Source organism: Telluria sp. Soil_C_11 (assembly GCF_057657395.1).
Genome location: NZ_JBDGIN010000014.1, coordinates 54,204 through 68,299, shown reverse-complemented (window position 1 = coordinate 68,299; position 14,096 = coordinate 54,204). Strand labels below are relative to the sequence as shown.

Sequence of the window (14,096 nt, the reverse complement as noted above, 5' to 3'; positions counted from 1 at the left end):
AATGTGCGGCGAGTGAAGCAAGTGTATTCACGCCCTGGACAAGCGTCAGGCGCTATCCGCTGGAGCGTCGAAAACACGGGATGAAGCGTCGAAAAGTGGCGTCGAATCGTTGGCAATACATACAGAAGTGGCGTGCTCCGGAATCGGCCGCGATCCGCTAGAGTTCACCTATTGCCACCATCGGCCACCATCGCCGCCATCGCCGCCATGCATCCAGTTCCCCTCGCCACCACCACCCGTGGCTATCCCGAGACCGGCTATCCGGTCGAGAACATCCATTTCGGTTCGATCGCCGTGGTCGATGCCGCCGGCCGCCTGCTGTACTCGGCCGGCGACCCGGACGCCATGGTCTTCACGCGTTCGGCCCTGAAGCCCTTCCAGGCCCTGCCCTTCGTGCTGGCCGACGGCCCGGCGCGCTTCAAGCTCACGCTCGACGAACTGGCCCTGCTGTGCGCCAGCCACTCGGGCGAGGAAAAGCACCTGGCGGGGGTCGAATCGATCCTCGGCAAGATCGGCCTCGACGAGAGCCACCTCGAGTGCGGCTGCGCCACCCCGCTGTACTACGATGCGGTCGGCCTGCCGGCCCCGGCCGAACGGCGCTGGCGCACCGTGCACCACAACTGCTCGGGCAAGCACAGCGGCTTCCTGGCCTGGTGCCGCCTGCACGGCGCGCCGACCCGCGGCTACGTCGACCCGCACCACCCGCTGCAGCAGACGATCCGCGCCACGCTGGCCGATGCGGTGCAGGTGAACGAGGAAAACCTGCCGACCGGGATCGACGGCTGCTCGGCGCCGAACTACGCGATGCCGCTGGCGCGCCTGGCCCACCTGTATGCGCGCCTGGCCCAGGGCGGCAAGGACGCGCGCCTGGGCAGCGCGCTGGGCGACCTGTACGACGCGATGACGAAGCGGCCCGACATGGTGTCCGGCGAAGCCCGCACCGACCTCGCCTGGATGACGGCCGGCCAGGGCGACTGGGTGGCGAAGATCGGCGCCGATGCGGTGCAGGCGATCGGCGTCCGCTCGGCCGGCATCGGCATCGCGATCAAGGTGGCGGACGGCGCCGTGCGCGCCCTGCATCCGTCCACCTGGAGCGTGCTCGAGCAGCTCGGCCTGCTGGACGCGCACCGCCGCGCCCTGCTCGAACCCTGGCGCGCCACGGCGATCCGCAACGCGCGCGGCGCCCTGGCCGGCGAGGTGCATGCGGTGTTCACCTTGCAGCCGGCCTGAGCGAGCGGTCAGGTGTATTCGACGAACCCATCCTGCCGGCAGAAGCTGGCCAGCTTCAGCCCGGCCTGGGCGGCGATGTCGATCGCCAGCGAACTGGGCGCCGAGATCGTCGCCAGCATCGGGATGCCCATGCGCGCGGTCTTGCGCGCGAGTTCGTAGCTGGCGCGGCTGGACATGAAGACGAAGCCGCTGCGCAGGTCGATGCCGGCGAACGCAAGGTGGCCGACCAGCTTGTCGAGCGCATTGTGGCGCCCGACGTCCTCGAACACGGCGGCGATCGTGCCGTCGGCTTCGCACCAGGCGGCGGCATGCACGCCGCCGGTCTCGCGCATCAGCCGCTGGTGCCTGGGCAGTTCCGCGGCGGCGCGCGCGATGGCCGCGCCCGGATCGGCGGGCAGCGCCGCCGGCGCCATCTTCTGCGGCGCGAGGTCGAGCAGCGCCAGGCTCTCGATGCCGCATACGCCGCAGCCAGTGCGCCCGGCCAGCGCCCGGCGCTGTCCCTTCAGGCGCTGGAACGCTTCCTGGGCGACGGTCAGCTCGACCTCGGCCGCGCGCGCATGCATGCGCAGCTCCACGTCGTAGACCTGCGCGCGGCTGTCGACCAGCCCCTCGGTCAGCGCAAAGCCGACCCCGAACGCCTCCAGGTCGCGCGGCGTCACCATCATGACGACATGCGAAATCCCGTTCACCACCAGCGCCAGCGGCATTTCCTCCGCCACGCTGTCCTGCCCCGCGCCATGGCTGGCGCCGCGATGGCGCGTGATCGGGCGTAGCTGGAAGCCGGCCGTTTCCTGCGGCGCGAGCTGGTCTTGTGCAAGCGTATTCATCATGCCCCGATGGTAGCGTGCGTGCGCCCGGCCCGGCGCACACAGAAGCCGCTGCAGTACAAGAATACAGTTCACCAGACCCGAATTGCATCAAACCGGGGTCAGACTCCCGAATCTGGAAATATCCTTTGGAATATTGCCAAAATTGGGAGTCTGACCCCGGTTTGATGTTTGTCAGGCGACTTCGAGCCGCAGCCGCTGCGCCACGGCCTCGAGCACCTGGGCGTCGCTCCAGTAGGCGGTGTGGGACAGCGGGTTCCAGCTCTTCAGGATCCAGGTCACCGCGCCCTGCCCGGCATTGATCGGGCGGTCGTCGACCAGGGCGGCATAGCCCGGCGAGAGCGGCTGCAGCGGCCAGCCCAGCGCGTCGTCCGGGTCGTACACGTTGATCCACTCGAAGCGCGGGAGCGGGCGCGCGATCGGCTTGATGTCCATCTGCCTGTGGGCGGCGCAGAAGATCGGGATGTTGCAGCCGGTGGTCACGAACGCCGTGCAGGTGGCCCCGGCCAGGAAGCGCTTTTCGGTGTCGGACAGCGGGCCGCCCAGCGCGCGCCGGGCCCAGGCGTCGATGTCTTTCCAGATGCCGGCATGGACCTGCCCGCCGCCGAGGGCTTTCTGCGCGTCGTAGATGTAGCTGGACAGCACCTGGCAGCCCAGCGACTGCGCCAGGAACACCACGCTGGTGGCCGGATCGTGCCGGGCCACGCCCAGCAGCTGCAGGGCGATCGCCTGCTGCGCCAGTTCGTACACCGAACCGTCGATCTCCTTGCGGTTCTCCAGGCCGGCGGCGTCGCCGAAGCCGAACAGCAGGAAGCGGCGCAGGTCGGCATAGTGCAGGCGCGTGCTGTCGTTCACCCTCGCCCACACGGTTTCCTGGTTCGGTTTCAGGATGTCCTGGTAGTAGACGGAACGGAAGCCGACCCGCGCCGTCAGGGCGCCCAGCCGCGCCGCCACCGCCTCGAACAGCTTCTCGGCGTAGTCGCGCGGGGTCGCTCCCATTCCGTGGACAGTCAGCAGTGCGGCTTGTTGCATCGTCGGCTCCTTCCTCATCGTTAAGACAATTCTGACACGACAGCCCGCGGCGCTCCGCTCTTTACAAGTCAACTTGCATAAATTAAACTCGATAGATTCCTATCGATTCGATTGCTAACGATGAGTGATCTACCTGAATTCCCGATCGGGGAGCGCTTCTCCGCCGCCGTGCACAACACGGCGCGCGGCTGGCGCCTCCTGATCGACAAACGGCTCAAGCACCTCGGCATCGGCCAGGCCGGCTGGATGACGATCGCGATGATCGCCAAGTCGGCCGAGCCGATGTCGCAGCGCGCCCTGGCCGACGTGGTCGGCGTGGAAGGGCCGTCGATGGTGTCGATGCTCGACCGCCTCGAGCGCGAAGGCCTGGTCACGCGCGCGCCTTCCGCCACCGACCGCCGCGTCAAGCTGGTCCACCTGACCGAGGCCGGCACCACCCTGTACCAGCAGGTGCGCGAACAGGCGAACGCCGTGCGCAGCACCCTGCTCGGCGACCTTCCGCCCGAACGGCTGGCCGCCGCCACCGAGCTGCTGGAACTGCTGCGCGCCCGCATCGAGGAGCAGCTGTGAGCGCAGCGCCTTTGCCCCGGAATCAGCCGCTCAACCGCACCATGATCACGATCTCGATCATGCTGGCGACCATCATCCAGGCGCTGGACGGCACCATCGCCAACGTCGCCCTGCCGCACATGCAGGGCGCGCTGTCGGCATCAACGGACCAGATCACCTGGGTGCTGACCTCCTTCATCGTGGCCGCCGCGATCGCCACGCCGCTGAACGGCTGGCTGGTCGACCGCTTCGGCCTGAAGAAGGTGTTCCTGGTGTCGGTGGCCGGCTTCACGGTCGCCTCGGCCCTGTGCGGACTCTCCATGAACCTGACCGAGATCGTGGTCTCGCGCATGCTGCAGGGCGTGTTCGGCGCGGCCCTGGTGCCGCTGTCGCAGTCGGTCCTGCTCGACATCAATCCGAAAGAGAAGCACGGCTCGGCGATGGCGGTATGGGGCATGGGCGTGATGATCGGCCCGATCCTCGGCCCCACGCTGGGCGGCTGGCTGACCGACAGCTACAGCTGGCGCTGGGTGTTCTTCATCAACCTGCCGATCGGCGCGGTGGCCTTCTACGGCATCTGGCGCTACATCCACCCGACCGCCGCCGCGCGCCGGGTGCGCTTCGACATGTTCGGCTTCGTCACGCTGTCGGTCGCGATCGGCGCGCTGCAGATGCTGCTCGACCGCGGCGAGCAGAACGACTGGTTTGCGTCGACCGAAACCTGGGTCGAGCTGGTCCTGACGACGCTGTCCTTCGCCTACTTCATCGGCCACTCGCTGACGCGCCCGGCCGGCCAGTCCTTCGTCGACTTCCGCCTGCTGAAGAACAGTAACTACGTCACCGGCCTGCTGCTGATCTTCATCGTCGGCATGGTGCTGTTCGCCACCCGCGCGCTGATGCCGACCATGCTGCAGGGCCTGATGGGCTATCCGGCGGCGCTGGCCGGCCTGGTGACGGCGCCTTCGGGCCTGGGCACGATGGCGGCCATGCTGGTGGTCGGCAAGCTGACCGGCAAGGTCGACTTCCGGCTGCTGCTGGGCACCGGCTTCGCCATCACCGCCTTCTCGCTGTGGCAGATGACCCAGTACACGCTGGTGCTGTCGACCTCCGACATCGTGTGGCCGGGCGTGATCCAGGGCGTGGGCCTGGGCCTGGTGTTCGTGCCGCTGTCGGCCGCCACCTTCGCCACCCTGTCGCCGCAGATGCGCGCGGAAGGCACGGCGCTGTACAGCCTGATCCGCAACATCGGTTCCTCGATCGGCATCGCGCTGGTGCAGGCCCTGCTGGTGCGGAACACCCAGATCGCGCACGCCTCGCTGACGACCCACGTCACCAACGGGAATCCGGCGCTGACCGATCCGTCCGGCGTCTACAACATGGGCAGCCAGCTCGGCGCCGCAATGATCAACGCCGAGATCACGCGCCAGGCCTCGATGATCGCCTACGTCGACGACTACTGGCTGATGATGCTGCTCACCGCCGCCGTGATCCCGCTGCTGATCCTGATCCGTCCGCCGAAGGCATCCTCGGCCCCGGTCCAGGTCGACGCGCACCTCGATTAATTTGGAAAGCTAGAACAAGTGCGACACACATCCCTCCTCCTCAAGAACGCGGCCACCGCCGGCGCCGCGCTGGCGCTGCTGGCCGGCTGCATCAGCGTGCCTGCCGATACCCGGCCCGCGGCCGCGATCGACCTGGCGGCGCGCGCCCGGCACGCGCCCGGCATCGTCCTGCCGGCGGACGCCTGGCCCGCCGAACAATGGTGGACCACCTACGGCGATCCGCAACTGAACGCCCTGATCCAGCGCGCCCTGAAAGACAATCCAGGCCTGGCCGTGGTGCAGGCGCGCATCGCCGGCGCCCAGGCCGTGGTCGCGGCCGAACGCGCCGACGAAGGCGCCCGGGTCGGCCTGGCGACTGGCCTGAACCGCCAGCGCTACTCCTCGAACGGCTTCTTCCCGCCGCCGATCGGCGGCGCCTGGTACAACGACGCCAACGTCCAGCTGCGCGCCTCGTACGACGTCGACTGGTGGGGCAAGCACCGCGCGCTGGTCGCCGCCGCGCTGGGCGAAGCCAATGCGCGCCAGGCCGAAGCCGCCCAGGCCGCGCAAGCCATCGCCGCCAGCGTTGCCCAGAGCTACTTCCGCCTGCAGATGATGTGGGCGCGCCAGGACAACGTGCAGGCCCTGGCGGCCGTGCAGCGCGAGATCGTGGCAGGCCGCAAGGCCCGCATCGCCCACGGCCTCGCCACCAGCGAACAGCTGGCCGGCGCGGAACTCGACCTCGGCGTGCTGGAAGAACAGTCGATGCGCCTGTCCACCCAGGCCGGACGCGAACGCGAAGTGCTGCGCGCCCTGGTCGGCGGCGACGCCGGCCTGCTGGCCGACCTGGCGCGCTTCACGCCGCAAGCCGCCGCCAACGCCCTGCCGCACGAACTCGGCATGGAACTGCTGGCGCGCCGTCCCGACCTGCAGGCCGCGCGCTGGCGGGTCGAGGCCCAGCTCGGCCGCGTGGCCGCCAGCGAAGCCGCCTTCCGTCCCGACATCAACCTGGTGGGCGCGCTCGGCCTCGACGCGGTCTCGCTCGGCAAGCTGCTGCGCTGGCCGAGCCGTACGCCGCTGCTCGGCGCCACCCTCGACCTGCCGCTGTTCGACAGCGGCCGCCTGAAGGCCCAGCTGGGCGTGGCGCGCAGCAACCGCGACGAACTGGTGGCCGAGTACAACGAAGCCGTCCTCGCCGCCGTGCGCGACGTCGCCCAGGAAGGCGCGACCCTGCAGGGCCTCGAGCAGGAAGCCCGGGCGCACCAGCTGGCGCTGGACTCCAGCCGCAAGCTGGTCGACAGCGCCGAAGCGCGCATGCGGCGCGGCCTGCTGGAACGCGCCGGCGTGCTGCAGGCGAAGATGGCCCTCCTGCGCCAGCAGGACACCGGCCTGCAGCTGCTCGACGCCCGCCTGCAGACCCAGGTGGCGCTGGTCAAGGCGCTGGGCGGCGGTTACCACGCCGCGCCGGCCGCCGCTTCCGCATCCGCATCGAACAACTCCAAATAACGCATCCACCCCATGAGCACTGACACCATCCAAACCCCGAACAAAGGCAAGCGCCGCCTCGTCCTGGCCGGCATCACCGTCGCCTTCCTCGCCGCCGGCCTGGCCTATGGCGCCTATTACACGCTGGTTGCGTCGAAGCGCGTCGAAACCGACAACGCCTACGTGGGCGGCAACCTGGTCAACGTCTCCTCGCAGGTGACCGGCAGCGTGATCGAGATCCGCGCCGACGAGACCCAGCTGGTGAAGGCCGGCGAAGAGATCGTGCGCCTGGATCCGTCCGACGCCGAAGTCAACCTGGCGCAGGCCGAGGCGCGCCTGGGCACCGCCGTGCGCCAGCAGCGCGAGCGCTATTCCAACGTCGAGCAGCTGAACGCCGTGGTCGAACAGCGCCGCGTGACCCTGAAGGCGGCCGAGGACGACCTGGCGCGGCGCCTGCCGCTGGCCGCCGACAATGTCGTTTCCGGCGAAGACGTGGCGCATGCGCGCCGCGCCGTACAGGATGCGAAGGCCGCGCTGGACGTGGCGCTGAAGCAGGCGGCGGCGGCGCGCGTCGCGGTGGCGGGCGTGGCCCCGGCCGAGCACCCGACCGTGCTGGCGGCGAAGGCCGATTACCTGTCGGCCTGGCTGGCGGCGCGCCGCAACGCCATCGTGGCGCCGGTGAGCGGCTACGTGGCCAAGCGCAGCGTGCAGGTCGGCAGCCGCATCGCCCCGGGCGCGCCGCTGCTGTCGATCGTCCCGCTGGACCAGCTGTGGATCGACGCCAACTTCAAGGAATCGGAACTGCGCGACATCCGCGTCGGCCAGCCGGCCACGATCGAGGCCGACATCTACGGCAGCAAGGTGGTCTACCACGGCAAGGTGGTGGGCCTGGGCGCCGGCACCGGCAGCGCCTTCTCGCTGCTGCCGGCGCAGAACGCGACCGGCAACTGGATCAAGGTGGTGCAGCGGGTGCCGGTGCGGATCTCGCTCGATCCGAAGGAACTGGCCCGGCACCCGCTGCGCGTGGGCCTGTCGGCCACCGTCGACGTCGACATCAGCCAGCAGGGCGGCGGCGCCCTGGGCGCCGTGGCAAACCCGGCGCCGACCTATGCGACCAATGTGCTGAACCAGCCGTTGCAGCAGGCGCAGGCGGCGACGGATGCGATCGTGGCCAAGAACATGGCCAACTAACCCGTCGTCCCCGCGAAGGCGGGGACCCAAGTTTGCAAGCGCTATCGAAACGCACGCAGAACTTGGGTCCCCGCCTGCGCGGGGACGACGTTATTTCGGATTGCGCGTGACCAGCGCGCGGATGCCGCCGGCGCGGCCAGGTGCGCGCTCGAGATCGTCGAGCCGGGACTGGAACTCGGGTTCGAAGCGGCCGATCTGCAGCAGCCCGCCCGCCTTCGCCGTCATTGGCCGCCGACGATCAGTTCGAAGGTGGCCACGCCGTCCACCCCGCCGCGCACCAGGTCGCCCGGGTTCAGGACGCCGACCCCGGACGGGGTGCCGGTAAAGATCAGGTCACCCGGCGCCAGGGTCACGAAACGCGACAGGTGGCTGATCACGTCGGCCACCGGCCAGATCATCTCGTTCAGGTTGCCTTCCTGTTTGAGCGTGCCGTTCACTTCCAGCCAGATGCGGCCTTCCTGGGGATGGTCGATCCACGCCACCGGCTGCAGCGGGCTGCAGGGTGCGGAGGCGTCGAAGCCCTTGGCCATGTCCCACGGGCGGCCGTCCTTCTTGGCGATGGCCTGCAGGTCGCGCCGGGTCAGGTCGAGGCCGACCGCGTAGCCCCACACCAGGTCGAGCGCGCGCTCGGGCGCGATGTCGGCGCCGCCCTCCTTCAGCGCCACCACCAGTTCGACCTCGTGGTGCAGCTCGCGCGTGGCCGGCGGATACGGCAGCGTGCCGCTGGCCGGCACCACCGCGTCGGCGGGTTTGGTAAAGAAGAATGGCGGCTCGCGGTCCGGGTCCGCGCCCATTTCGCGCGCATGGGCGGCGTAATTGCGGCCGACGCAGAACACGCGGCGCAGCGGGAAGACCTGGTCGGAGCCGCTGATCGCGAGGGAGGCGGCGGTGGGCGGGGTAATGACGAAGCCAGTCATGCTGATCCTTGTAAAGACGGTTGCCGGGCGCGCCCCGGGAGGCGCGTCGGACAGCCTATCATAACCAGGGCTGGCGTGAAGAACACGTCGTCCCCGCGAAGCCCTTTAACGTCGTCCCCGCGCAGGCGGGGATGACGTACCAAAGCCTGCGCGGGAACGACGGCATTACATTAAAACTCTTCCCAATCGCTCGCCGCCGAAGCCGCCGCCGCACGCGCGCTACGCGCGGGCAGCGCCGCGCGCACGGCTGCGCGCACGGGCGCGCGCGAAGGCGCGGCAACGGCGCCCGGCGCGCTCGCCTGGTCGAGCCTGAACACCGCCACCGCCGCCGACAGGCGCGCCGCTTCGTCCTGCATGGCCTGCGAGGCCGCCGCCGCCTGTTCGACCAGGGCCGCGTTCTGCTGGGTCACCGCATCCATCTGGGTGATGGCTTCGTTGATCTGTTCGATGCCGGCGCTCTGCTCCTGGCTGGCAGTGGTGATTTCGTTGAGGATGTCGGTGACGCGGCGCACGCTGTCGACGATGTCGTCCATGGTGCTGCCGGCTTCTTCCACCAGGCGGCTGCCGGTGCCGACCTTCTCGCTGGAGTCGTCGATCAGGTGCTTGATCTCTTTCGCGGCGGCGGCGCTGCGCTGGGCCAGCGAACGCACCTCGCCGGCCACCACCGCGAAGCCGCGGCCCTGCTCGCCGGCGCGCGCCGCTTCCACCGCGGCGTTCAGCGCGAGGATGTTGGTCTGGAAGGCGATGCCGTCGATGACCGAAATGATGTCGACGATCCTGGCGGAGGCATCGTGGATCTGCTGCATGGTGCTGACCACGTCGTGGATCACCCGGCCGCCGCGCTCGGCGACGCCGGATGCCGCTTCGGCCAGGGTGTTCGCCTGGCGCGCGTTGTCGGCGTTCTGCTTGACGGTCGCGGTCAGCTCTTCCATCGACGATGCGGTTTCTTCCAGCGAGCTGGCCTGCTGCTCGGTGCGGCTCGACAGGTCCTGGTTGCCGGCCGCGACTTCGCTGGACGCGGCGCCGATCGCCTCGGTGCCGGTGCGCACCGCGGCCACGGTCTTCACCAGGTTGTCGTTCATGAGCTTCAGGGAGGCCAGCAGCTGGCCCACTTCGCACTTGCTGGTGACCTCGACCTTCGTCGTCAAGTCGCCGGCGGCGACGGCGTCGGCAACCGCCAGCGCGCGCCGCATCGGGCCCACGATCGAGGCCGTGATCCACCAGGCCAGCGCGGCGGCGCCAGCCAGGATCGCCAGGCCCAGCGCCAGCATCAGGTTGCGGGTATGCGCGTAGGTCGCCGCGGCGGCGGCGGCATCCTGTTCGGCGAGTTCCTTCTGCGCCGCGACCTGCTCGGTAATGGCCTTCTTGTACGCCTCGAGGACCGGGCGCAGTTCTTTCATCAGGTAGGCCTTGGCGCCGTCCAGGTTGTTCGCGTCGACCATCTGCAGCAGCTCCTGCTGGCCCTTCGCGTATCTGGCGTTCAGCTCCAGCTGCTGGCGCAACAGCTCGCGTCCGCGCTGGCTTTGCAGGACCTTGTCGAGTTCGGCAAGGATGGCCTCCGAATTCTTGCGCGACGACGCCACTCTCTCGTGCTGCTTCGCGCGGTCGGCCGGGTCGTCGCTCAGCATCGTGTTGCGCAGCGCGATCGCGATGTCGTCCACCTCGTCGCCCAGGCGGGTGCTCAGGTCCACGCGCGGCATGCGCTTGGTGACGATGGTGTTGGTGCCCTCGTTCACCGTGGCCAGTTTGGCCACGCCCATCGCCATCGCGAATACCAGTGCCAGGCAGATGAGGCCGAAACCGATCCCGAGCCGGGTCCCGATCTTCCAATCCGTGATCTTCATTTTTTTCTCCGAAAATTTACCCAAAGCAACATAGAGTACGGCGCAAAGCGGACTCCAGTCGATGGACAAATATTAATTCGCAGTAAAAATGTGAAAACGACGACGACTTAAAACAACACCGAAAACCGGAAGCGCGACTCGGTCGCATAGGTCTCGCCCGGACGCAGGATGGTGTTCGGAAAGTCCGGCCGGTTGGGCGAATCCGGGAAATGCTCGGGTTCGATGCAGAAGCCGCCCCGGTGCGGGTAAGCGCAGCCCTTGCCCGCCAGGCTGCCGTCGAGGAAGTTCCCACTGTAGAACTGGACGCCGGGCTCCTGGGTGAACAGCTCCAGCACCCGTCCCGAGCCCGGATCGCGCACCCGTACCGCAAGCGCCAGCTCGCGGCTGCCGGCCGGCTTGTCGAGCACGAAGCAGTGGTCGTAGCCCTGGCCGTTGGCGAGCTGCTGGTCGTGCTCGCCGATGCGGCTGCCGATAGTGCGCGGCTGGCGGAAATCGAAGGGCGTGCCGTCCACCGGTCGCACCCCGCCCAGCGGGATCGAACCGGCGTCGATCGGCACGAAGCCGGCGGCGTCGATGAACAGCTCGTGGCCGAGGATGTCGCCGCAGCCCTCGATGCCGGCCAGGTTGAAGTAGCTGTGCTGGGTCAGGTTGACGGGGGTCGGCCGGTCGGTGGTCGCGGAAAAGCGCACCACGATCTCGTTATCGTCCGTCAGGCGGTAGACGACCTGCGCATCCAGGTTGCCCGGATAGCCCTCCTCGCCGTCGGTGCTGCGGTAGCGCAGCCGCAATTCCTCGCCCTCGACGGCGGCCTGCCACAGCACCTTGTCGAAGCCGCGCCTGCCGCCGTGGAGGTGGTTGTTGCCGTCGTTGGTGGCCAGCGTGTATTTGTGACCGTCAAGCACAAATCGGCCCCCGGCGATGCGGTTGCCGTAGCGGCCGATCAGGGCGCCGAAATACGGGCTCGCGTCCAGGTAAGGTTCGAGTTCCCTGAAGCCGAGGGCGACGTCGGCCAGGCGGCCGTCGCGGTCCGGCACGTGGATCTCGCTGATGATGCCGCCGAAATCGAGGATCCGCACCTGCATGCCCTGGCGGTTGGCGAGGGTGAACTGGGTGACTGGCGCGCCGTCGGGCAAGGTCCCGAACGGCGCCTGCGTGATACCGGTTTGCGCTTGCACGTTATGTCGTCTCCGAAGAATGGAACGTCGAAAACCGATCCTAGCATGGACAAAACCGTAGCTTGCGCGCCTTTGCCGGGGAAAATCCGTATTTTCTACTGTGCAACTCGTATTGACGAGCTCTGCTATTTTTGTCCTCAGAACGCGGGATGGATACCGAGCGGAACGGTTCTGCCACCATACCTGCGCGACCAAGGAGAACGCGTAATGAGAACAAAAAAATGGTCTACCTTGCCGCTGACCCTGGCGGTGCTGTACTCCGGCTTGCACGCGGGACTGGCTGGCGCCGCCACGCCATCCAGCGGCACGGTCAGCGACCGGAACGCGACGCTGAGCTATGCGGCCGGGCCCTTCCTGGTGCCCAACACCAGCGGCCTGGCCGGCGCCGTCACCTGCAATACGGTCCTGCCCTGCGACGACTTCACCCTGACCGTCGACGTGCCGGCCGCCTATGCCGCCGACCATGACCTGGCGGTGCGCGTGCAGTGGCCGAACGGCGTCGCCGACTTCGATCTGTACATCCTCGACGAGGGCGGCAACGTGGTCGGTTCCGCCGCCTCGCAGGCCGATCCCGAGGTCGCCATCCTGCCGGCGGTGCCGGGCACCTACACGGTCCGTGTCGTGCCCTACGCGCCGCTCGGCGAAAGCATCTCCGCCAGCGTCGAGCTGGTCGCCAAGCCGGCGCCGGCCGCGCCCGGAACCGGCACCCCGCCCAGCTATGTGAATTACCAGCCGCCGGCCGGCAGCGGCCTCGGCACCACCGCCGGCGAGCCCTCGATCGGCGCCAACTGGAAGAGCGGCAAGGTGCTGTTCCAGTCGAATACCCAGACCCTGCAGGTGGCCTTCAACGACACCGTCAAGCCCGCGACCGCGACCTGGCAGGCCCGCTCGGCGGGGCTGCCCAACTGTACCGCGGTCACCGGCCTCGATCCGATCCTGTGGACCGATTCGAAACTCGGGCACAGCATCGAATCCCAGCTGCTCGCCAACCCGGTCGTGAACAGCCTGTCCTGCTATACCGATAACGACGGCGACAGCTGGACCCCGACCCAGGGCGGCGGCGTCGGCCAGGGCGTCGACCACCAGTCGATCGGTGGCGGCCCCTACGTGGCGGCACTCGCGCCGCTGCTGGGAAGCTACCCGCACGCGGTGTACTACTGCTCGCAGTCGCTCGCCGCCGCCACCTGCGCGCGCAGCGACAACGGCGGCCTGACCTACGGCCCCTCGATGCCGGTCTACACCATCGCCGATTGCGGCGGCCTGCACGGCCACGTGAAGGTGGCGCCCGACGGCACGGTCTACCTGCCGAACAAGAACTGCGGCGGCCAGCAGGGCTTCGCGGTATCGACCGACAACGGCATGACCTGGACCATCCGCAAGGTCCCGGGCAGCACCGCCGGCGACAGCGATCCCTCGGTCGGCATCGGCGCCGACGGCACCGTCTATTTCGGCTACCAGAACGGCGACGGCCATCCGCGCGTGGCCGTGACGCGCGACCGCGGCATGACCTGGACCGACGACCAGGACCTCAGCGCCCCGTTCGGCATCCAGAACACGGTGTTCCCGGCCGTGGTCGCGGGCGACGCCGACCGCGCCGCCTTCGCCTACCTCGGCACGCCGACCGCCGGCAACTACCAGGACGCCGGCTTCACCGGCCAGTGGCACCTGTACATCGCCCACAGCTACGACGGCGGCAAGAGCTGGGTCACGACCGACGCGACGCCGACCGATCCGGTGCAGGCGGGCTGCGTCTGGCTGGGCGGCGGCTCGAATCCCTGCCGTAACCTGCTCGACTTCATGGACGCGACGGTCGATGCCGAGGGCCGCCTGCTGGTCGGCTATGCGGACGGCTGCACCCTCGCCTGCGCCGCCAGCCCGTCGCCCGCCGACGATCCGGCCAACGGCTACCACAGCGAGCTCGCCACGATCGCCCGCCAGGCCGACGGCAGGCGCCTGTTCGCCCGCTTCGACCAGCCCGACCTGGTCGTGACCTCGGTACGCGCGGTGCAGGTGAACTCGAAGGCCACCCTGGTCGCCACCGTCGCCAACAAGGGCACCAGCGCCGCCAGCGGCGTCGTGGTGAAGTTCCTGGAGGACACCTCGGTCGTCGGCAGCAGCGCGCCGGTAAGCCTGGCCCCGGGCGCCAGTGCGGACGTCAGCCTGGTCTGGCCGACCACCCGCACGCGCGGCACGCATGTGCTGACCGCCATCGCCGATCCGGACAACAGCGTCGCCGAATCGAACGAGTCGAACAACAAGACGCAGGCCAGCGTGTATATCAAGTAAGGCCGTGACGTAGGGAGAG

At 68.8% G+C, this 14,096-nt stretch carries 12 protein-coding genes; 6 read left to right on the top strand and 6 right to left on the bottom strand.

Features of this window, described 5'->3' with window-relative positions:
* The first annotated feature begins 171 nt into the window (after positions 1-171).
* Positions 172-1,230, top strand: a complete 1,059-nt coding sequence (locus tag AC3A6M_RS19615; RefSeq protein WP_487854404.1) for an asparaginase — start codon at positions 172-174, stop codon at positions 1,228-1,230.
* Positions 1,231-1,238: 8 nt separating this feature from the next.
* On the opposite strand, the gene fdhD is transcribed toward AC3A6M_RS19615, so the two are convergent.
* Positions 1,239-2,057: a formate dehydrogenase accessory sulfurtransferase FdhD gene (gene fdhD / locus AC3A6M_RS19610; protein ID WP_487854445.1), complete on the bottom strand. Its 819-nt coding sequence runs from the start codon at positions 2,055-2,057 to the stop codon at positions 1,239-1,241.
* A gap of 174 nt (positions 2,058-2,231) precedes the next feature.
* Complete coding sequence (locus AC3A6M_RS19605; RefSeq protein WP_487854403.1) at positions 2,232-3,089, bottom strand: hypothetical protein; 858 nt, start codon at positions 3,087-3,089, stop codon at positions 2,232-2,234.
* Between the two features lie 120 nt (positions 3,090-3,209).
* Here AC3A6M_RS19605 and AC3A6M_RS19600 point away from each other — a divergent pair, with 120 nt between their 5' ends.
* From AC3A6M_RS19600 to AC3A6M_RS19585, 4 genes are read left to right on the top strand one after another with little or no spacing between them, the layout of a single operon-like run.
* Positions 3,210-3,659 carry a MarR family winged helix-turn-helix transcriptional regulator gene (locus AC3A6M_RS19600; protein ID WP_487854402.1) on the top strand — a complete coding sequence of 150 codons (450 nt, stop codon included), beginning with the start codon at positions 3,210-3,212 and terminating at the stop codon, positions 3,657-3,659.
* A 41-nt stretch (positions 3,660-3,700) separates the two neighbouring features.
* Positions 3,701-5,200 (top strand): MDR family MFS transporter, encoded by a 1,500-nt coding sequence (locus AC3A6M_RS19595; RefSeq protein WP_487854444.1) that lies wholly within the window; start codon positions 3,701-3,703, stop codon positions 5,198-5,200.
* 18 nt (positions 5,201-5,218) lie between these two features.
* Positions 5,219-6,685, top strand: a complete 1,467-nt coding sequence (locus tag AC3A6M_RS19590) for an efflux transporter outer membrane subunit (RefSeq protein WP_487854401.1) — start codon at positions 5,219-5,221, stop codon at positions 6,683-6,685.
* A 12-nt stretch (positions 6,686-6,697) separates the two neighbouring features.
* Entirely contained in the window at positions 6,698-7,855 is a 1,158-nt protein-coding gene (locus tag AC3A6M_RS19585; protein WP_487854400.1) for an EmrA/EmrK family multidrug efflux transporter periplasmic adaptor subunit, read from the top strand.
* Between the two features lie 90 nt (positions 7,856-7,945).
* On the opposite strand, the gene AC3A6M_RS19580 is transcribed toward AC3A6M_RS19585, so the two are convergent.
* The 4 genes from AC3A6M_RS19580 to AC3A6M_RS19565 all read right to left on the bottom strand — a co-directional run bounded on the left by AC3A6M_RS19580 (position 7,946) and on the right by AC3A6M_RS19565 (position 11,791).
* Entirely contained in the window at positions 7,946-8,080 is a 135-nt protein-coding gene (locus tag AC3A6M_RS19580) for a hypothetical protein (RefSeq protein ID WP_487854399.1), read from the bottom strand.
* Positions 8,077-8,772, bottom strand: coding sequence for a fumarylacetoacetate hydrolase family protein (locus AC3A6M_RS19575; protein WP_487854398.1), 696 nt, complete (start codon positions 8,770-8,772; stop codon positions 8,077-8,079). The genes AC3A6M_RS19580 and AC3A6M_RS19575 overlap by 4 nt, the downstream gene beginning before the upstream one ends.
* Before the next feature lie 170 nt (positions 8,773-8,942).
* Entirely contained in the window at positions 8,943-10,616 is a 1,674-nt protein-coding gene (locus tag AC3A6M_RS19570; protein ID WP_487854397.1) for a methyl-accepting chemotaxis protein, read from the bottom strand.
* A 107-nt stretch (positions 10,617-10,723) separates the two neighbouring features.
* On the bottom strand, positions 10,724-11,791 hold the full coding sequence (locus AC3A6M_RS19565) for an aldose epimerase family protein (RefSeq protein WP_487854396.1): 1,068 nt from the start codon (positions 11,789-11,791) through the stop codon (positions 10,724-10,726).
* Positions 11,792-11,998: 207 nt separating this feature from the next.
* Between AC3A6M_RS19565 and AC3A6M_RS19560 the strand changes: the two genes are divergently transcribed.
* Positions 11,999-14,077 (top strand): CARDB domain-containing protein, encoded by a 2,079-nt coding sequence (locus AC3A6M_RS19560; protein WP_487854395.1) that lies wholly within the window; start codon positions 11,999-12,001, stop codon positions 14,075-14,077.
* The last annotated feature ends 19 nt before the right edge of the window (positions 14,078-14,096 follow it).

Coding starts and splice junctions, on each gene's coding strand:
- fdhD (WP_487854445.1), bottom strand. CDS start 2,057: ATGAATACGCTTGCACAAGACCAGCTCGCGCCGCAGGAAACGGCCGGC.
- AC3A6M_RS19605 (WP_487854403.1), bottom strand. CDS start 3,089: ATGCAACAAGCCGCACTGCTGACTGTCCACGGAATGGGAGCGACCCCG.
- AC3A6M_RS19600 (WP_487854402.1), top strand. CDS start 3,210: ATGAGTGATCTACCTGAATTCCCGATCGGGGAGCGCTTCTCCGCCGCC.
- AC3A6M_RS19595 (WP_487854444.1), top strand. CDS start 3,701: ATGATCACGATCTCGATCATGCTGGCGACCATCATCCAGGCGCTGGAC.
- AC3A6M_RS19585 (WP_487854400.1), top strand. CDS start 6,698: ATGAGCACTGACACCATCCAAACCCCGAACAAAGGCAAGCGCCGCCTC.
- AC3A6M_RS19580 (WP_487854399.1), bottom strand. CDS start 8,080: ATGACGGCGAAGGCGGGCGGGCTGCTGCAGATCGGCCGCTTCGAACCC.
- AC3A6M_RS19575 (WP_487854398.1), bottom strand. CDS start 8,772: ATGACTGGCTTCGTCATTACCCCGCCCACCGCCGCCTCCCTCGCGATC.
- AC3A6M_RS19570 (WP_487854397.1), bottom strand. CDS start 10,616: ATGAAGATCACGGATTGGAAGATCGGGACCCGGCTCGGGATCGGTTTC.
- AC3A6M_RS19560 (WP_487854395.1), top strand. CDS start 11,999: ATGAGAACAAAAAAATGGTCTACCTTGCCGCTGACCCTGGCGGTGCTG.